The sequence below is a fragment of the Clostridium sp. DL1XJH146 genome (genome assembly GCF_054819755.1).
In genome coordinates this window covers 13,650-32,468 of the sequence record NZ_JBTVVN010000036.1, presented here as the reverse complement: position 1 = coordinate 32,468, position 18,819 = coordinate 13,650, and the positions used below count along the sequence as shown (strand labels likewise).

Here is an 18,819-nt window from a genome sequence, read left to right as displayed (position 1 = left end):
TAATTTCCAATTGTATAAATTAAAATAGCCATCAAGCATTGGAATAAAATTGTATTCTTAGGTTGATGGCTATGAGGATGAGAATCCGATGCGAAGAAGGAAGGGAAAAGTAGGAGTGGAGAGAAAAGAAAGTAGAGAATTTAATGGATAAAAAAGGCAATAGACGTAGAGGGTAAAACTATCAAAGAGTATAAAATGTTCTATTAAATATAGAAAGTTTTTTATATTTACGCTCAAATGCAAAATATGCTGTAAAAACTTACGTTGTATATTAAGTAAAATTAGGGTATAATAATATCAATAAAAGGAGTTGATGTTATGCCTAATATTAAACCTGTATCGGATTTAAGAAATTATAATGAGGTTCTGAAGGGTATCACAGTAGGAGATCCTGTTTTTTTAACGAAAAACGGCAGAGGTAGATTTGCTATTCTTGATATAGAAGAATATGAAAAAAGCAAAGCTACGATTAAACTTTTGTCAAAATTGATGGAAGCTGAAAAAGCTATTAAAATTGGTGATGAATGGCTTACAGAAGAACAAGTAAAAGAAGATTTAGGTATATAGTTTTATGTATAAGTTAAGAATTAACCCGATTGCAAAACGAGATTTGATTGATATTAAAGAATATATCACAAATGAACTAGATAATCCTACTGTTGCTGTTAAAGTAGTTTCAAGAATCATCGAGAGCTATGAAAAACTAAAGGAATTTCCAATGCTTGGTGGTGATTTATCGTTAAAAGTTGATGTTTCAACAAACTACAGATATTTAATCTCTGGAAACTATATTGTATTTTATAAGGTAGATGATATTTATATTTCTATCTATCGAATATTATATGCAAGACGAGATTACACTAAAATACTTTTTAGAGATGAAAAATTTGAAATAGAACCAGAATAAATTTTTAAAGGCACTCTTAAATTTGAACTGACTCATGTCAAGTAGACAGGGAGCAACCAATAAATGAATTCCTGTCGCCATCCATTTACAGAAGGTCACTCGAGTATCATGAATATTTTGGAAACAATTCAATGAAATGTATTTCACCTGTTTTTAAAGCAGGTTTTTTGATATGCCAACGATATGTATGTTTAGAGGTATAAAAATTTATATTAATTATAGAGACCATATACCACCTCACTTTCACGCTGATTAACTATTGATGATATAGAGTTGTTAAATGGGAAGATGCCAAATAAGCAATTAAAAATGTTATTTGGTTGGGCAGCACTACATCAAGAAGAATTAAAGGAAGAATGGTATCTTGCTCGACTTCAAAAAGAACTATTCCCAATAGATCCTTTGAAATAATACTTTGGAGGTGATAAATTGATTAAGAATACAGTACCAGATAAAGTTACTGATTATTTTAAGAATGGATCAAAAAAAATTATTAAAGTTACTGCTAATGATGACTTTACATTAACGGTTGTATTTGATAATAATGAAGTAAGATTATATGATTTATCTAATAATATGTTTGGAGTATTTGAAGTGCTAAAAAATAAAGATAAATTTAAAGAAGTTTTTATTGATGAATCAGGAAATATAGCTTGGGATAAAGATAAAAATGTAGATTCGAATATAGTATGGAACAATAGAATTGATATATGTAAAGATTCAATATATATGGATTCTATTATGATAGTAGCAACAACAAATAAATGAAGCAACCAATAAATGAATTCCTGGCGTCATCCATTTATTAGACGGACTCTCGAGGGTCGTGAACATTTTGTAAAAAATTCAATAAAATGTATTTTAACTGCTTTTATAAAGCAGTTTTTTTATACTCTAAATAACTATTTAGTGAATTATTATAAAATAAAAATATAAGAAAAATCAAATAGAATAGTTAAAAAGTGGCGATAATTAAGATATAAGTTATGAAAAACATAATACGCCGAACTATGGGAGCAATGGTTTTGCATATTAACCATTGGATAGATTAATAAATAGATTAGATTATATTGGATATTTGGACCCAATTCTAACTCAACTTTATGTATAAAATACAACTATTTTTGTTTAAGAAATACTTTTAGTGAGATATAATATAAGTATAATGGTATTTATAAATGAAAAAGCTTAGGAGGTAATCCATTATGTTGGAAATATATCATGGAAGTTCAATAGAAGTGAAACAACCTGAAATAATTGAAGTAGGATTTAATAAAGATTTTGGAAATGGCTTTTATTGTACTAATATTGATACTCAAGCCAAAAAATGCGCTGTAAGAAAAGGACGGGGTAAAGGCTTTGTTAATATATATGAATATGATTATCTGCAAACAAGAAAACTAAATATTTCAGTGTTTCACGAAATGACTGAAGATTGGTTAGATTTTATAGCTGCTTGTAGAAATGGGAAAAAACATTCATACGATATAGTGGAAGGACCTATGGCTGACGATGAAATTTTTACTTTCGTCAATCAATTTCTTAAGGGTGAAATAAGCAGGAAGGCATTTTGGGAGTTAGCAAAATTTCGATATCCAACACATCAGATATGCTTTTGTACTAATAGAGCATTAGATGTAATAAGGTTTGAGAGGAGTTTTGAATGTGAAAGAAAAGATATTTAATAATGATTTACTTTTTACGTGTTCACTTATAGAGTACATAGCGAGATTAACGAAAAATGAAAGAAACTTAGTTGTAAATGAAATAGGTAAAGAAGGGATAGAGAGAATATATCAAGATGCTGAAGTAATGCATAGTGAAAATATTGATTCTGTTGCTTATGAATTCATAGAGGAATATAATATTCAGAGTGGTAATTTTGATAATGTTGAGGAATGCCAAAAAGCTAATATAAGAGTGCCTTCCTTTTGGGATATTGGAAGGGTATATATGGACCTTATATTGAGAGCAGAAGGAGATATAATTGATACATTATTTGAAGTTTATAATTCATATATATCGAAATGTATTAATGATTATATAATAGGATTCTATTATTGTACTCCTGAATGTATATATGAAAGTTATAAAGCTGGAAAAATGTTAGATTGAGGAGATTAGTAATGATTCTCCACAACGAATCAAGAAATGAATTCTTAATGACATTCATTTCTTGTAAGAATCCCTGTAGTCCAAATATTACCATAAACAAGCAGTCTTAAACAGTTCCACAAGGAGCTGTTTTTTTGACATTAAATACTCATTTAGATAATTATTAACAAACAAAAATATCAGAAAAGTAGATATAGAAGCCTCGCAGTAAAGTATTATGATATAATAAGGGCTATAATTAAAAAAAATAGTGAAATAAAAATTGCAGAAAAAGAGGTATACAATGAATAAAGACAATAGATTAAACATAATACTTTCATGGATGGCGGTTATTCTTTGGATGGTTCTTATTTTTAAATTATCATCTCAAGTAGCAGATACTTCTAATGGCCTTAGCAAAGGAATAACAGCAAAGGTAATAGCTATAATAGAAAGTGTTGTTTCAAATGTTCACTTGGATATGGATACTTTCAATCATATTGTAAGAAAAAATGCTCATTTCTTTGCATATTTTATCCTGGGGATATTAGCTATTAATGCCATGCGAAGTATTGGTAAAGTCCTGTGGAGCGATGTTGTAATAACAATATTATTTTGTGTCTTTTATGCCATGAGCGATGAAATACATCAATTTTATGTACCGGGTAGAGGTCCTCAGATAAAGGATGTATTTATTGATAGCATGGGTGCTCTTTGTGGCATAATAATTTATCTATTATTGAAACGTAAAAAAAATCACATAAAAAAACCACTAGTAAATATTAGTGATTTGCAATAGAATTTGTCCCAAGAAATATATGGTAAAATATATTAAAAATTGATATAATGTCAATGGATTAAATTATATAGCAATATTTAGAAAAACGAAAAGGAAACAGGTGAGAATTAATGAAAAAAATATCTAAAAAAGGCAAAATAGCTATTATTATAATATCTGTTATGGTAGTAGTTATAGGTTCAGTCATAGCTATAGCTTTCAATTCTTTAAATAAAGTTAATACAGTAGCTATTACAAAATCTGACGAAGAACTTGGAATTACAACTGAGGACAATGATGAATTTGAAAAAGAAGCTGAAGAAGAAACAGAGGATAAAACTGAAGAAGAAAATAAGACTTTAAATATAGCACTTTATGGTATAGATAAAAGAACTGATGATACAGGCAGATCAGATACTATAATGATATTATCAATTGACTATCAGCATAATGAAATAAAATTATCATCTATTATGAGGGATACCTACGTAGCCATTGATGGACATGGAATGACTAAGATAAACCATGCCTATGCATATGGTGGACCTTTACTTTCTATGAAGACTATTAATCAGAATTTTAATCTTGATTTGAGAGATTATGTTTTAGTTGATTTTGAAGGGCTAAAAGATATAGTGGATGAATTAGGTGGAGTTGACATAACTATAAAGAGTTATGAGATACCAAGTATGAAAGCCGTGGGTATTAATTCGGCAGGTGATTATCATTTAAATGGAACACAAGCCTTAGCATATTGTAGAATAAGATACCAAGGTAATGGTGATTATGAAAGAACTGATAGGCAGAGAGAAGTACTTCAAAAACTATTTGAGGGATTAGAAACTAACGATTTAGTTCAAATGACTAGCGTTTTAAATAAAATATTACCTTATGTAGAGACAAGCTTTACTAAAACAGATATTATAGCGCTAATGACTTCAGTTGTAACATCTAATACTACAAATTTATTACAAAAAAGATTTCCAGTTGATGGTTCTTGCCATGGTGAGATGATAAATGGTGTTTATTATCTTGTAATAGATAAAGATGAAACAACAGAACAATTAAAGGATTTTATATATAATTAATAGAAAGTTTTTTTATATATAATTAATACGAAATTATATTAATAAAAAACTAGTACATCTTAAACATAAGTTGTACTAGTTTTTCTTTTAGATTAGATGAAAAGTATTGTTTAAACTACGAAGGCTATCGGTACCCATATTAAATAGTATAGCATTTTTAATATCACTTTTCTCATCAGGGGAAAGTGCATTGTATTTTGACTTAACTGAAGCTGAAGAACTTTGATAGTCGAAATTTGGATCTTTTATCATGCTATTAACAACAGATTTCATAGTGGATACAATACTTTTTTCTGCATCAGTTTTTACGGCATTGTACACTCTTGATAAATCTGATGCAGTTTGTCTTAATTGGGCTTGTCTTAATTCTTCTTTCGTAGGCCCTGCTTGCTCAGTTTTTTCAGTTGTATTTTCTTGAGAAGTATTTTCTGAATTCTCGGTTTCGGAATCCTCTTCTATATCTTCTACAATGATTTTTTCGATAGATGCAATAATTTTTCCGTTTTTGATTTCAACAGAATCAATATCAATAGGTAAAGCATCCTTTGGTATAATTATTGAATTCTCTTCTAATGATATTTTGTTTTTTAGATATGGAGATATTTTTTTTATAACAAAATCTGTTGGAAGCTTTAATTTGCCTAGTTTAAAGCTATTTGGAGTGAATTTGAAATTGTCGTTATTGTAACTTAGAGTACCAGTGCAATTTAATAAAACTTCTATGTTATTGATTTTGGTTGGAATGTATAGACTAAATATATCTTCAGTCATAGTGCATAAAATAGATTCTATACTAATATTGTCAGTTTCGGGTAAGGCACCACTTACTACAAAAGAATCTAATACTCCATTTATATCCTTTGATGAAATTTCTAATTCCCCACCAGTTTTGCTAAGTGAAACTACTTCGCTTATTAAATTTGAACTTGAGTTTACTTCAAAGATGAGAGTTTTACCTCCAGATGTTACAAGAATAAATAATATCAATATCGTTAGTGTGAGTACTGATAATATCGATGTGATTATAATAACGGGTTTTTTGTTTTTAACTTTTTTCTTAACTTTTTTTCTTTTTACCTTTGTAGGGGTATTACTGTGCTCCATTGTTAGACTCCTTGTTTTCATAGTTTTTTATTCATTTATTATTTTTAATAAAAACTATGTCTATTATAGTATAAATAGACAGTATTTACAAATGAGTTGATAGCTTCTATATAATAATAATATTCTGTTAGGAATGTTAAGTAAATTTAATAAAAGAAATAGCAAATTGATACAAAAGTATTGTTATTTATGATAATATTACTATATGTACTAAATTTCATGTATAAGATTTTTTTTCACATAAAAATTCGTAAATATAGAAACAATAATTTAATTGTGTTATAATATACATAATAATTCACTTATTTGTATAAATAGATATTACAAAGGGCACATAGGTTTATTTATAAGAATGTGAGGGGTTTTATGGTAGAAACAGTATTACTTGCGCTATTTATAGCAAAATTAAAGGGGTACAAGCTAAAGCCTCTTTTCAAAGATTGGGCAATATACCCCCCGGTAATATTTACTTTATTATATGTAGTTATGAATATTACCATATTTTTAGGCTTTTATGGATTTGTTAAATATGCTAGATTACTTGAAACGCTTTATGTTTTGACATTTCTTGCGTTGATATTTAAATATTCGCTTTATAAAAGCGCGTTTGTAGGTTCAATTTGCATTTTTATAGGTACAGCCTTGAATAAATTAGCAATGGCTGCAAATGGAGGAAAGATGCCAGTTTTCCCTACATTATCTTATTTAACTGGTTATGCAAAACCGGATTCTTTTGATAAAGTAAACGATATTCATATATTGGGCAGTAGTTCAACAAAAGTGAAGTTTTTAACAGACTATTTGGACCTTGGATATAGCATATTGAGCATTGGAGATGTTTTTATAAGACTTTTTACCTTTATCATTATATATAGTTCTATAAAGTATATAAATATACAAAAACTAAAATAATAAAGTTCACAATTATATAATATATAACTTTAAAAACAAAATTCGTAGGAAAACTATCATTCTAAAATCTAAAGCAATATTTATAATAAAAATTAAAGTAAAACTTATAAAACTTAAGATAAGAGAGGTAAGGAAATGTTAACAATATCATGGTTCGAATTTATTGTAAGAGGGATACCAGAAGAATTTTTATTTGTTCTAGCTATACATACATTTTCAAAAACAGGTATTAATTTAAAAAAATATTTACTTGCAGGTGGTTTATTTTGGATATTTGCGTCTCTAATTAGGTTACTTCCTATTCAATACGGAATACATACTATATTAAGTTTAATAGTTCTTATTATTTTAGTTAATTATATAAATAAGATTGAAGTGGTCAAAGCTATACGAGCAGGACTAATAACATTAATTGTGGAATTTGTGTTTGAAGGAATAAATTTTTTTATTATTCAGTTTATATTAAAAGTAGATTTAGATACTATGATGAATGATCCTATTCTAAAAACGTTATATGGATTACCATCAATTATTTTATTTGGTATATTTATCACAATCAATTATATTAGAATATCTAGAAGAAAAGAGTTGAAATATAAATAGTATGGAGAATTTAACTAATAATATTGCAGAAACAATAAGTAAAGAACTAGACCTTGACAATGATAGAAAAGAGGTAATCGCTTATGGCGTTTTTGCTATATTGCAGACTTTATTATCTATTGGACTAACTGTTATATTCAGTTTGTTATTTGGCATTTTTACTGAAACTATGATTCTTGCATTTACCATAAGTATACTTAGAAAATATTCTGGTGGTGTGCATTCAAGTTCTCCAGGGATATGTGCTATTGTAAGTACTTTTGTTGCTGTAGGATTAACTTCTATAATATGCTTTATAATTACTCCATTAATTAATTTAAAATATGTTATTTTTTTAGCAGTACTATCTTTTTTTTGGTCTTATTATATAATAAATAAGTTAGCTCCTGTAGATAGTGTAGCTAAACCAATAAAAACTCGTAAGAAAAAAGAAAAGATGAAAAAAACATCTATATTGATTTTATGTGTCTGTGTAGTAATTATAGTAATAAATAGCTTTCTTTTTCTCTTAAATAATGACATAATATTTTTAAACTTTTCTCTTTGTATATGTGGAGGTTTTGTATGGCAATCTTTTACTCTTACACATATAGGGCATATAACAATCTGGAAAATAGATGCTTTTTTTTATAGGATTTTATCATTTTTGAAAGGGAGGGAAATGGTATGAAAAAGAAAATGTTTGGATTAGTTGCTGCTATGACAACTATTGTTGCGGCTGCAGTTGCTTCATCTGCATGCTTCTGGTTAGTATATCAACCAGAAGAACCTAAATGCTTAAGAGAAAAATAAGCATTAGGAAAAAACCAAGCTTAAGGTTGATTTTATCGACCTTAAGTGTTTCTATTTTAAAGTAAGGTAGTGAAGCTATGAATAAAATGGAATTTAACAAAAGAAAACAAATAAATGAAATACTGTCAGTAGTTAAATTATCTTCATTGTTGTTCTGTGGAATAGCAGTTTGGGAATGGTTTTTAAAGAATAACCAGTTAATATCTGAATCGAATAATATACTTTTTTATATGGAATTAATTATTTCTAGTATATTAATACTAACTTTAATATACTTTACCTGGGCGTTTTCAGCCATAAACAAATTTAGCAACAAAAATATTTATTATGCACAGATAGTAGAAAATTTAGTATTACTTTTATTAATGTTTATAGTTGTACTTATCTCAGGAGCAAATGAAAGTAAATTCAAATTTCTATTTTTATTTATCATTATAACTACTACAATTCAAGCGGGTATGAAGCAGGGCATGATTTTAGCTGGTATATCTTCATTTTCAGTTTTAGTAATGGACCTTTTTTATGGAGCAAATGGAGATGTAAACCTGTATTTTCAAAACGATTTGATTTTAGCGGGAGTTTTTATTCTTACTGCTTGGCCCTTAGGTTTCTATGTAAAAATTGCAAATGAACATATCGAAGAGCTTAAAAATATAGCAAATGTGGATGGGTTAACAGCCGTTTATACTCATAGATTTTTTCAAGATGCTTTAAAAGCGAAAATAAAATCATGCAGAGAAGAAAATACTTCAATGTCTATGATATTCATTGATATAGATTATTTTAAACATTATAATGATCTTTATGGTCATCAATGTGGAGATGATGTACTTAGAATAATTGGAAGTTTACTTAAAAATTTTGCAAGAGAAAATGATATAGTAGCAAGATATGGTGGAGAAGAATTTGCAATACTTTTGCCAAATACTTTTGAGAATGAAGCCATGGAAATAGCAGAGAGAATACGAAAAAAAATAGAAGATACATATTTTGAAGGAGAAGAGAATCAGCCTAACGGGAAAATTACCGTTTCTATGGGTGTTTCAGTTTTTCCAGAAAAAGCTAAGGATGAAATTGAACTTATAAAAAGTGCCGATGATGCTTTATATAAGGCTAAGTTCTTTAATAAAAATAGGATAGAAACTTATACTTCGATTCTTGATGAATTGAAAAAAGACATAGATGAAGAACATATCGATTTGATTACATCTATAAAAACATTAATTAGCGTAATTAATGCAAAGGATAGATATACATATGGACACGTTGAGAGAGTTGTATTTTACTGCAAGCTGTTAGCAGATAAACTCAACTTCAGTGAAGAAGAAAAGAAGAATTTTATATATGGGGCTTATATGCATGATATAGGTAAGATTAATATACCTAAAGAAGTATTGATTAAGAAAATGCCTTTAACTAAAGAAGAATGGGAGATGCTTAAGGGACATTCAGCAAGTGGGGGAGATATTATAAAACCTGTTAAATCTCTTAATGATATTATTCCAATGATAATATACCATCATGAAAGATATGATGGCAATGGATATCCAGGTGGCCTTAAGGGAGAAAACATACCGTATCTAGCAAGAGCGTTGACAGTAGTAGATAGTTTTGACGCTATGACTTCAAACAGACCTTATAATAAGAGAAAAACTCATTTAGAAGCTATAGAAGAGCTTGAAAAATGTAGTGGCAGTCAATTTGACCCTGAACTTACGGCAATTTTTATTGAAGTCATAAAAGAAAATAAAGATAATATTGATTTTTAGTGTTTTTATTGAGATATTAACAAATAATTTCGTTAATAATGATTAATTATGAACCCTGTATTATTTTTTTCTAAATAATACGGGGTTTTTGTTTATGAAAATATAAAGAGAATCTCAGGATTTAAACTTAGATAGTAAAAAAGAAAAAAATACAAATTATGAACTTATTTTATGTTATTATAAAAATAGGACAAAAAATATTGAGAATAAGGTGATATTATGAAAAAAAGATTATTAATAGCAACTTTATTTAGTTTAGTTTTTATAACGGCATGTAGCAATAATAATTCTACTAAGCACTTGAACAATTCTGTTGAGGAAGCTAATTTTGAAGAGTCTAATTCAGAAGAGTCTAAATCAGAAGATGTTACTGATGATGGGAATTTAAACAATGAAGATTATGCAAAAATGGATGATGAGTCGGCAAAAGAAAATGATGTAAGTGAAATACAGCAGATAACAATTTCAGCTGCAGGAGATTGTACTCTAGGAACTGATTTAAATTACTCATCAGGTGCAAGTTTTATTAATGAGTACAACGCGCAGCAGGATTATTCTTATTTTTTCAAAAATGTAAAATCTATTTTTGAGGATGATGACTTAACAATAGTAAATTTAGAAGGAACTTTCACAGAAGCAACTCAAACTGCTGACAAAAAGTTTAAATTTAAAGCACCACCTCATTATGTTAACATTTTAAAAGAAGGGAATATAGAAGCTGTTAACATTGCAAATAATCATATTTATGATTATTTAGATAAAGGGTATCAGGATACAGTGGCAACATTAGAAGAAGCTGATGTTGAGTATTTTGGTAATGGAAATGTTAGTTTGATTGACGTTAATGATATAAAAGTTGGACTAGTTGGGTACACAGGATTTTCTGATACAAATGAGCTTAGAAATAATATAAAAGAGGATATTCAAAGTTTGAAAGACCAAGGTGCTAGCTTAGTAATAGCTAGTTTCCATTGGGGAATAGAAAGAGAATACTATCCTTACGATGTACAAAAGAATTTAGCTCACTATGCAATAGATTCTGGAGCTGATTTGATACTAGGACATCATCCACATGTAGTTCAGGGGATTGAAGTGTATAAAGATAAGAATATAATCTACAGTTTTGGTAATTTCTGCTTTGGTGGAAACAAAAATCCATCAGATAAAGACACATTTATATACAAACAAAAATTTACCTTTGAAGACGGTGAATTGGTAGTAGATAGTGATAATGAAATAATACCATGTTCTATATCGTCAGTTTCTAATAGAAACAACTATCAGCCAACACCACTTGAAGGAGCTGAAAAAGAAAGAGTAATGACTAAAATTGAAGAATTAGCAATAAAATAAAAAACAGGCATAGGCCTGTTTTTTTAAAACATAATTTGCAATGTTTTTTAAAACATAATTTGCAATGTGCAATGTGAAATTTGCAATTGTGGATGATTTTCTTCCTTTTGGTCAGAAAATCTTTGAATTAATTAAAAATTTTGCGTAGCAAAATTATCATTAATTGCAAATTGAAAATTGCTAATTGAAAATTGCTAATTGAAAATAGCACATTATTATTCAAACAAAGTGCTATTTAAACGTTGACATTAGCTTTGAATGTGATAAAATGTAATTAATAGGTTAGAAATCTAACCAAGTATCTAGAGGGGGGCTTTTATGAAATTATTAAATGTTCAACTAGCGTATATGAAAGATAATAAAGTTAAGAAGTTAAATTTTAATACAAGAGAATTTGAAAATGATGAGCTTTCATTTTCGCTTATAGAAAAAGAAGAATCAATGGGTATTGTATTAAGTGGTTTTATTAATCCTAAAGATAAAGTGCAAATGAAAAAAATGGTCGTTAGTTTTGGTATAGATGTTTGGGGTAAAAAAATGATTACAAATGGGTATCAATCTTGGTCTGAGACACAGCAATTAGATATGAATGGAAAAATGAAGGGATTAAATCCTATTTTGAAGCCTTTAATGAACAATTATGGAGACTATCCTTTTGCAAATTATTCAGGTAAAGAGGGGAAACTTCATTCTCATTTATTTGCCATGCTTACTGATAATAAAGAAACAGTATTCTTTGGAGGATTAAATGAGAAATATGGCTATAATATTTTTTATGTAGATTTAAATAAAAATCAAGTAAGTCTTGAAATAGATGTTGAGGATACTCTTATAGCTGAGAAAATAGAAATTATGAAAGTATATCATAGTGTTGGAGATAAAAATGAAGTCTTTGAACATTATTGCAAACTTCATGGATATAAAGAAAAAGTCGCAGACCAATGTACTGGGTGGACATCTTGGTATAACTATTATAGAGATATTACCGAGGAAATAATTTTAAATAATCTAGAAAATATAAGCAAAGAAAATATAAAAATGGATATTTACCAAATTGATGATGGGTATCAAAAATCAGTGGGGGATTGGTTAGAAACTAATGAAAAATTTCCTGATGGAATGGGGAAAATTTCTGATGAGATCCACGAAAAAGGTTATAAGGCAGGTCTTTGGTTAGCTCCTTTTGTTTGTGAAAAAAAATCTGATATCTATAGAGAGCATAAAGATTGGATATTAAAAGATAACAAGGGTAAATTGGTACAAGCGGGATGGACTCCTTTGTGGAGTGGAAAGTTTTATGCTCTAGACATTTACAATGAAGAAGTAAGAGAGTATTTAAAGGATGTATTTAAACTGGTATTGGATGAATGGAAATTCGATATGGTAAAACTTGATTTCCTATATGCAGTTGCTATTATACCGCAAAAAGGTAAAAGCAGGGGTATGGTAATGTACGAAGCTATGGATTTTTTAAGAGAATTAGTTGGTGATAAGATTATCTTAGGCTGCGGAGTTCCACTAGGAGCATCCTTTAACAAGGTAGATTATTGTAGGATTGGGGCAGATGTTGCTCTTTATTGGGAAGATGAAAAATTAAAAAAATTGAATTATAAAGAAAGAGTTTCAACACATGCGTCTTTGCATAATACCATTTGGAGAAATAAATTTAATGAGAAATTCTTTTTAAATGATCCTGATGTATTTATATTACGAGATGAAAATAATAAGCTTACCCAAATACAAAAAGAAACACTATTTTTATTAAATAATTTGCTAGGAGGATTAGTATTCTTTTCAGATGATGTCAGCAAGTATTCAGAGGATCAGATGCTTCTTTTAAAATCAATGTTCCCTAAAGCAGCAGCTAAAGTAAGTAATATTCTCTGTGATGATGAATTATATAGTATTAGCTATAGTATAGAAGAAAATCAATATGTTCTATATTCTAATTTATCTGATGATAAAAAAAGCTTAATTTTAGATAAAGGGTTATATTTTTGCAAAGAAGAAAGTTCATTGATTGTAAATGGTAATAGTGAGATTATACTAAATCCTTATGAATCAAAACAATTTGTGAAAATTGTTTTAGATGATTCACAAATAACAATTGCAGGAACAAAAGGGCACTTATTCCCTAAATTTGAAATTAATAAATTTGAAGTCAATGGGAATATTGTAGAAATAATAAAGAAGGCTTCTTTTCAGTTAAAGGCAGAAGTAATTTTAATCAGTAAGGGCTATGAAGAAATAAAAGTTAATGGTGAAGAAATTACAGGAATAAAGAAAGAAGAGTATTATATTTTTAATTGTACTATTTGATAAACAAAACAGGGGGGAATTATTATGAAAGAAAGTTTACCGTTAAGTAAAAAATTGGCTTATGCACTTGGACAATTAGGTTGGTCATTAAATTTAGGTTTGATGACAGTTTGGTTGGTGTGGTTTTATTTTCCGACAGCAGATTCAGGAATCACAGATGTTTATATTCCACAGGGTGCAGTACTTGGTGTTTTAACTGTAATAGGAATAATTACAATGGTAGGTAGATTAGTAGATGCTGTAACAGATCCTGTTATTGCTACTTTAAGTGATAAGTCAAAAAATCCAAGAGGACGAAGAATCCCTTTTATGGGAAGAGCGGCAATACCTTTTTCTGTATTAACAGTTTTGGTATTTTGTCCACCTGTTAGTGGGATTAATTCATTAAATGTTGTATGGTTATTTATAACACTTATATTATTGTATATTGCTTTTACATTTTATGTAACACCATATTTTGCATTGATTTCTGAATTAGGACATACTCCAGATGAAAAACTAAATTTATCAACTTATATATCAGCAACTTGGTTTATAGGGTTTGCAATTGCGTCATCAGCATCTAGTATATGGCCTATATTTGAAGGTAAGGGATATTCGCTAGTTGCTTCTATGAGAATTACATTTATAATTTTATCATTTATTGGTATGATCTTGATGCTAATACCTGTTTGGATGATAGATGAGAAAAAATACTCAGATAGTGAACCTTCAAATATTCCAGTTTTACAATCTATGAAGGCAACTTTTAGTAATAAAAACTTCTTGTATTTTTCTGCTTCTGATTTAGCATATTGGCTTGCTATTACAGTATATCAAACAGGGCTTGTATACTATATAACGGTATTATTACAGTTGCCGACTACTTGGACTGCTACAATGACAGTGTTTACAGGGCTTTTTTCTTTCGCATGTTATATACCTGTAAATATATTAGCAAAGAAATTTGGTAAAAAGAATATGATGATTGCAGCTTTTGTAGCATTTGTAATCACTTATTTATTTACTAGCTTTCTTGGTAACTTTGGAATAGCAAGTGAGATACAAGCTTATATATTAATTGTTTTAGCTGGTATTCCTATGGCTATATTCGGAATTTTACCTAATGCAGTTATTGCAGATATTGCTGATGCGGATGCTCACAAAACTGGTGTTAGAAGAGAGGCTATGTTTTATGGAGTACGTACCTTTATGAGTAAGATAGGACAAATGCTAGCAATGTTAGTTTTCACTTCTATGCTTTTGCTTGGTAGGGATGTAGGAGATGATTTAGGAATTAGATTAAGTGCAATTTTTGCAGCTGTCATATGCCTCATCGCAATGTTGTTATTCCTCAAATACAATGAGAAAGAAGTACTTCAAGCAGTAGCTGAAAATGCAAATAATAAAGAACAACAATAATTTTTTATAATTAAATTAGCAATTTGAAATTAGCAATTAGCAATTAGCAATTAGCAATTTGCAATTAATGATGATTTTGCTACGCAAAATCTTTGAACTAATTAAATAATTAAAGATTTTCTGACCAACGGGAAGAAAATCATCCACAATTGCAAATTGCAAATTGCACATTGCACATTACAAATTGCACATTATCTTCAATAAAGCATTACAAATTGCACATTATCTTCAATAAAGCATTGCATATTAAGGTAAAAAGGTAAATAAGAAAGGAAGAATTTAATATGACAAAAGAAAGGGCCCTTGAGAGTTTTGCTAGAAATATATATCTATTTGAAAACGCTTGGCATTATAATTTGTCTTGTGAATACACAAAAAAGGGTAGTGAACAGGGGTTATTTAGTAGGAATAGAAATAGAGCACTTTTCATGATAGAAGAAAATGATGGCATGATTTCTAGTGATATTGCAAAATATCTTGAAATGAAGAAGGGAAGTATTACTACATTAGTAAGAGACCTTGAGAAAAATGGATATATATACAAAGAAAAAGATCTAGAAGATAAAAGAAAAATTTGGATTAAAATTACAGAGGCTGGTAGGCAATATACAAAAAAAATGAATGAAGCATATGCCAAGGCGTTAATTAATATTTTTGGTGAAATTGAAGAACAGGAACTAGAAGAGGCAGCGAAGGCAATGAATAAAGTCATTGAAGTAATGGAAAAAGCAAGGAAATAGTTTTGGAGCAATGCACAGATCATACATAATGCACAATGCACAATGCACAATTTAGGAGGAAATATTTTAGCGGAGCTAAAATATTTCTTTTTTTTTTAGAAAAATCTAATTCAAAAGCAAATCAAAAGCAAATCAAAAGCAAATCAAAAGCAAATCAAAAAAAAATTAATGCTTTAAATTTTTATTTATCTGATGTTATCTAATGTTTTAATTTTATGTATTTATTTTTTAAACTTAAATAAAGATTTTGCGTAAGCAAAATCATCCATAATTGTGCATTGTGCATTGTACATTGTGCATTTCTCTTTAAATCACTATCCTTTGAACTACCACGTATTTTCTAAAACAATAAATAATATAAATATTAAGATGATTATTTTTATTCGGAGGATAATATGTATGATTTAGAATTGATGAAATTTAAAGATGAAAGTCCTTTAAATACTATTAATAGAATAAGAAATATCTTAGGAAATTTAAATATTTTAACAAAAGAGGAGAATTGGAAGAATTCAGTGAGAGGGTTTCACTCTGTTACTGTAAGAATAATAGGTACAGATATTAGTTCTAATGGAAAAGGAACTACCAGTGAGTATGCTTTAGCTTCGGGCTATGGAGAGTTGATGGAAAGACTGCAAAATATGACGTATTTTAGATTTTCTTATGATATGAGTAGTGAAGACTATAAGTATTGTGGGTTTTTCTATTCTCCTGATGAAAAACATTTTACAATAGATGAAATGTATGCAAATAATGAATGGCTTCAATTTTATAAAGAAAAAAATAATTCGAAATTTTATGAAGTAGCGCAAATATGGAGAGAAGTTTCCTATGAGAAGGTGCATAAGGATTTTATTGCAATTCCTTATAAAAATATTAAAACAGGTAAAATTTCATATATTCCAATTAAAATGGCCTGTAAAATGTATATGTCAAATGGTATGTGTGCAGGGAACTCTAGGGAAGAGGCTTTAGTTCAAGGAATTTGTGAAATATTTGAGCGAAAGGTTAATAAAGAAGTTGTTTTAAACAAAATTAATCCTCCTGAAATCTCACGAGAATATTTGAAAAAATTCACAAGCATTTACAATAAAATCAAGAGAATTGAGTCCATAGGTAGTTACAAGATTATCATAAAAGATTGTTCTTTGGGTTATGATTACCCTGTTGTATCAGTTACACTTATAGATTATAGTAAAGGGCAATATTTTGTAAAATTTGGTGCACATCCAGTGATTGAAACAGCCTTAGATAGGACATTAAATGAACTATTGCAGGGACAAGAAATAACTAATATGATGGGCATGAGTGAATTTTTTTATAACGAGAAAATAACTAAAGTTAAAGACAATATGATTAGAATTTTAGAAAATGGATGTGGAGTATATCCCGATGATTTTTTTAGTGAAAACTATTCTTATAAATTCAATGATATTAAGAAAAGGAAATTTAGTTCAAATAAAGAAATATTAAAATATTTAATCCATTTAATAAATATATTAGGATATAAAATATTAGTAAGAGATGTTTCGTTTTTAAATTTTCCAGCATATCATATTATAATTCCTGGTCTCAGTGATGTTGATGATTTTTATGATGTAGAGTCAATAGCAGATTATGTTCAGTATAACCAAATTAAAAGATTTATCAGAAAAGGCAATAAGTTAAGTGAGGAAGAAATAAGAAAATTAATACTAATTTTGAATGAAAATAAGTTTGGTGTAGGTGGAAGTGTGACAACTTTACTAAGTATACCTATAAAAAAAGATTTTCCATGGTATTATACTAATATTGCGCTTTATAAAGCATGTCTTTTTTATGAAATAAAGGAATACTATAAAGCTGGACAGGAAGTTGAAAAGTTCTTATCTTATATGGAAACAATAGGATTTGATAGGGTGGATAATATTTTTTTCAAATGTTTAAGGGATTGCTTATTTATGAAAGATGAAAAAATAGCTAGCGAAGAAGTTAAGAAAAGATTAAGTTTTTTTTATCCAATTTATATTGTAGATACTATTATTAACCTTACTTATGATAAAAAAAGATTGCTTGGATACTATGGTTCCATTAATTGTTTTGATTGTAAAAATTGTTCTTTGAAAAATTCATGTAAACATTCTAAAACAGTAAGTATATATAGAATATTAAAAAGCGCTATGGTATAGAGGATATATTTAGAACTTTATAAAGATTAAACTCCCGAAAGATATATTCCGGGAGTTTTTTATTACAAGGGGAAGTGTATTTTTATTTTCCTCTATGTAATAAAAGGTGGACAGAAAACTAGTTCATATTTTTAGGACGAGTTATTTTCTTTAGTTAATCATCATCAGAGTCAGAATCTAAATCATCATCCATAAAATCCATGTAGTTCATAGGACACATTGGATTCATTGGTTTCATACCAGGCATACCTTGCATACCTTGTATCCCCTGCATTCCCTGCATGCCCTGCATGCCCTGCATTCCCTGCATTCCTTGCATACCCTGCATAGTTTGCATTCCTGGTATACCTTGCATACCAGGCATACCTTTCATTTCTTTCATAGGTTTCATAGTATAAGGTTCAGGTTGCATACAGTACATTGCTTGCATAGCACACATTGCAGCTATAGCACACATAGTACTCATAGATTGCATAGATTGCATTGAACCCATATTGTCCATTGAACACATTGGATACATAGTTTTCATAGACTTCATACTTTTCTTTGCGTCTTCAGATTTCACTGAATAAGCCTTCAAATTGTTCACCTCATAAAAATTATTAAATACACTATACATTCTATGTATATGCATAAACAATGTTACTAGACTTTTAAATCAAGCAGTGTTTTTAAATAATGTAAATATTTTACTAAATGGGCTTGGTTTTTATAATGAAAAAAGAGTGCAAAGTGAAGATTGAAGTTGAAAGATTAAAAGACAAGTAATTTGAATTTGGAATTCAACAGTA

General features: G+C 28.7%; 20 protein-coding genes. 18 read left to right on the top strand and 2 right to left on the bottom strand.

Annotated elements, in window-relative coordinates; genetic code table 11:
• The first annotated feature begins 318 nt into the window (after positions 1-318).
• The 8 genes from ACVHXK_RS14830 (at position 319) to ACVHXK_RS14795 (ending at position 4,867) form a co-directional block, all read left to right on the top strand.
• A complete protein-coding gene (locus tag ACVHXK_RS14830) occupies positions 319-567 on the top strand; it encodes a type II toxin-antitoxin system prevent-host-death family antitoxin (RefSeq protein ID WP_461207191.1) in 249 nt (82 codons plus the stop codon).
• 4 nt (positions 568-571) lie between these two features.
• Complete coding sequence (locus ACVHXK_RS14825; RefSeq protein ID WP_461207190.1) at positions 572-907, top strand: type II toxin-antitoxin system RelE/ParE family toxin; 336 nt, start codon at positions 572-574, stop codon at positions 905-907.
• Between the two features lie 288 nt (positions 908-1,195).
• Positions 1,196-1,318: a DUF4160 domain-containing protein gene (locus ACVHXK_RS14820; RefSeq protein ID WP_461207189.1), complete on the top strand. Its 123-nt coding sequence runs from the start codon at positions 1,196-1,198 to the stop codon at positions 1,316-1,318.
• An 18-nt stretch (positions 1,319-1,336) separates the two neighbouring features.
• Positions 1,337-1,675, top strand: a complete 339-nt coding sequence (locus ACVHXK_RS14815; protein ID WP_461207188.1) for a DUF2442 domain-containing protein — start codon at positions 1,337-1,339, stop codon at positions 1,673-1,675.
• 437 nt (positions 1,676-2,112) lie between these two features.
• On the top strand, positions 2,113-2,592 hold the full coding sequence (locus ACVHXK_RS14810; protein WP_461207187.1) for a DUF3990 domain-containing protein: 480 nt from the start codon (positions 2,113-2,115) through the stop codon (positions 2,590-2,592).
• Entirely contained in the window at positions 2,573-3,022 is a 450-nt protein-coding gene (locus ACVHXK_RS14805) for a hypothetical protein (protein WP_461207186.1), read from the top strand. Before ACVHXK_RS14810 ends, ACVHXK_RS14805 begins: the two co-directional genes overlap by 20 nt.
• A 283-nt stretch (positions 3,023-3,305) precedes the next feature.
• Positions 3,306-3,800 carry a VanZ family protein gene (locus tag ACVHXK_RS14800; RefSeq protein WP_461207185.1) on the top strand — a complete coding sequence of 165 codons (495 nt, stop codon included), beginning with the start codon at positions 3,306-3,308 and terminating at the stop codon, positions 3,798-3,800.
• A 110-nt stretch (positions 3,801-3,910) separates the two neighbouring features.
• Positions 3,911-4,867: an LCP family protein gene (locus tag ACVHXK_RS14795; protein WP_461207184.1), complete on the top strand. Its 957-nt coding sequence runs from the start codon at positions 3,911-3,913 to the stop codon at positions 4,865-4,867.
• An 87-nt stretch (positions 4,868-4,954) separates the two neighbouring features.
• On the opposite strand, the gene ACVHXK_RS14790 is transcribed toward ACVHXK_RS14795, so the two are convergent.
• The gene (locus tag ACVHXK_RS14790) at positions 4,955-5,971 is read right to left on the bottom strand and encodes a hypothetical protein (RefSeq protein WP_461207183.1); all 1,017 of its coding nucleotides are present in this window, start codon (positions 5,969-5,971) and stop codon (positions 4,955-4,957) included.
• A 366-nt stretch (positions 5,972-6,337) separates the two neighbouring features.
• Between ACVHXK_RS14790 and ACVHXK_RS14785 the strand changes: the two genes are divergently transcribed.
• The 10 genes from ACVHXK_RS14785 (at position 6,338) to ACVHXK_RS14740 (ending at position 18,028) form a co-directional block, all read left to right on the top strand.
• The gene (locus tag ACVHXK_RS14785) at positions 6,338-6,883 is read left to right on the top strand and encodes a DUF5317 family protein (protein ID WP_461207182.1); all 546 of its coding nucleotides are present in this window, start codon (positions 6,338-6,340) and stop codon (positions 6,881-6,883) included.
• A gap of 135 nt (positions 6,884-7,018) precedes the next feature.
• Positions 7,019-7,486 carry a hypothetical protein gene (locus ACVHXK_RS14780; protein ID WP_461207181.1) on the top strand — a complete coding sequence of 156 codons (468 nt, stop codon included), beginning with the start codon at positions 7,019-7,021 and terminating at the stop codon, positions 7,484-7,486.
• 1 nt (position 7,487) lies between these two features.
• Positions 7,488-8,156 carry an accessory gene regulator ArgB-like protein gene (locus ACVHXK_RS14775; protein ID WP_461207180.1) on the top strand — a complete coding sequence of 223 codons (669 nt, stop codon included), beginning with the start codon at positions 7,488-7,490 and terminating at the stop codon, positions 8,154-8,156.
• Positions 8,153-8,278, top strand: coding sequence for a cyclic lactone autoinducer peptide (locus ACVHXK_RS14770; protein WP_461207179.1), 126 nt, complete (start codon positions 8,153-8,155; stop codon positions 8,276-8,278). Before ACVHXK_RS14775 ends, ACVHXK_RS14770 begins: the two co-directional genes overlap by 4 nt.
• Positions 8,279-8,355: 77 nt before the next feature.
• Entirely contained in the window at positions 8,356-10,047 is a 1,692-nt protein-coding gene (locus ACVHXK_RS14765) for a diguanylate cyclase (protein WP_461207178.1), read from the top strand.
• Positions 10,048-10,266: 219 nt separating this feature from the next.
• Complete coding sequence (locus ACVHXK_RS14760) at positions 10,267-11,400, top strand: CapA family protein (protein WP_461207177.1); 1,134 nt, start codon at positions 10,267-10,269, stop codon at positions 11,398-11,400.
• Between the two features lie 318 nt (positions 11,401-11,718).
• Positions 11,719-13,719, top strand: a complete 2,001-nt coding sequence (locus ACVHXK_RS14755; protein WP_461207176.1) for a glycoside hydrolase family 36 protein — start codon at positions 11,719-11,721, stop codon at positions 13,717-13,719.
• Between the two features lie 24 nt (positions 13,720-13,743).
• Positions 13,744-15,120 carry an MFS transporter gene (locus ACVHXK_RS14750; protein ID WP_461207175.1) on the top strand — a complete coding sequence of 459 codons (1,377 nt, stop codon included), beginning with the start codon at positions 13,744-13,746 and terminating at the stop codon, positions 15,118-15,120.
• Positions 15,121-15,404: 284 nt separating this feature from the next.
• Positions 15,405-15,860 (top strand): MarR family winged helix-turn-helix transcriptional regulator, encoded by a 456-nt coding sequence (locus ACVHXK_RS14745; protein ID WP_461207174.1) that lies wholly within the window; start codon positions 15,405-15,407, stop codon positions 15,858-15,860.
• A gap of 395 nt (positions 15,861-16,255) precedes the next feature.
• Positions 16,256-18,028: a YcaO-like family protein gene (locus ACVHXK_RS14740; RefSeq protein WP_461207173.1), complete on the top strand. Its 1,773-nt coding sequence runs from the start codon at positions 16,256-16,258 to the stop codon at positions 18,026-18,028.
• A 154-nt stretch (positions 18,029-18,182) separates the two neighbouring features.
• On the opposite strand, the gene ACVHXK_RS14735 is transcribed toward ACVHXK_RS14740, so the two are convergent.
• Complete coding sequence (locus tag ACVHXK_RS14735; RefSeq protein ID WP_461207172.1) at positions 18,183-18,608, bottom strand: hypothetical protein; 426 nt, start codon at positions 18,606-18,608, stop codon at positions 18,183-18,185.
• Positions 18,609-18,819: the final 211 nt, after the last annotated feature.

Bases quoted from the DNA above. Each gene is read 5' to 3' on its own strand.
- ACVHXK_RS14830 (WP_461207191.1), top strand. From the start codon at position 319: ATGCCTAATATTAAACCTGTATCGGATTTAAGAAATTATAATGAGGTT.
- ACVHXK_RS14770 (WP_461207179.1), top strand. From the start codon at position 8,153: ATGAAAAAGAAAATGTTTGGATTAGTTGCTGCTATGACAACTATTGTT.
- ACVHXK_RS14825 (WP_461207190.1), top strand. From the start codon at position 572: ATGTATAAGTTAAGAATTAACCCGATTGCAAAACGAGATTTGATTGAT.
- ACVHXK_RS14775 (WP_461207180.1), top strand. From the start codon at position 7,488: ATGGAGAATTTAACTAATAATATTGCAGAAACAATAAGTAAAGAACTA.
- ACVHXK_RS14760 (WP_461207177.1), top strand. From the start codon at position 10,267: ATGAAAAAAAGATTATTAATAGCAACTTTATTTAGTTTAGTTTTTATA.
- ACVHXK_RS14755 (WP_461207176.1), top strand. From the start codon at position 11,719: ATGAAATTATTAAATGTTCAACTAGCGTATATGAAAGATAATAAAGTT.
- ACVHXK_RS14745 (WP_461207174.1), top strand. From the start codon at position 15,405: ATGACAAAAGAAAGGGCCCTTGAGAGTTTTGCTAGAAATATATATCTA.
- ACVHXK_RS14780 (WP_461207181.1), top strand. From the start codon at position 7,019: ATGTTAACAATATCATGGTTCGAATTTATTGTAAGAGGGATACCAGAA.
- ACVHXK_RS14790 (WP_461207183.1), bottom strand. From the start codon at position 5,971: ATGGAGCACAGTAATACCCCTACAAAGGTAAAAAGAAAAAAAGTTAAG.
- ACVHXK_RS14785 (WP_461207182.1), top strand. From the start codon at position 6,338: ATGGTAGAAACAGTATTACTTGCGCTATTTATAGCAAAATTAAAGGGG.
- ACVHXK_RS14795 (WP_461207184.1), top strand. From the start codon at position 3,911: ATGAAAAAAATATCTAAAAAAGGCAAAATAGCTATTATTATAATATCT.
- ACVHXK_RS14800 (WP_461207185.1), top strand. From the start codon at position 3,306: ATGAATAAAGACAATAGATTAAACATAATACTTTCATGGATGGCGGTT.
- ACVHXK_RS14810 (WP_461207187.1), top strand. From the start codon at position 2,113: ATGTTGGAAATATATCATGGAAGTTCAATAGAAGTGAAACAACCTGAA.
- ACVHXK_RS14765 (WP_461207178.1), top strand. From the start codon at position 8,356: ATGAATAAAATGGAATTTAACAAAAGAAAACAAATAAATGAAATACTG.
- ACVHXK_RS14820 (WP_461207189.1), top strand. From the start codon at position 1,196: ATGCCAAATAAGCAATTAAAAATGTTATTTGGTTGGGCAGCACTACAT.
- ACVHXK_RS14750 (WP_461207175.1), top strand. From the start codon at position 13,744: ATGAAAGAAAGTTTACCGTTAAGTAAAAAATTGGCTTATGCACTTGGA.
- ACVHXK_RS14740 (WP_461207173.1), top strand. From the start codon at position 16,256: ATGTATGATTTAGAATTGATGAAATTTAAAGATGAAAGTCCTTTAAAT.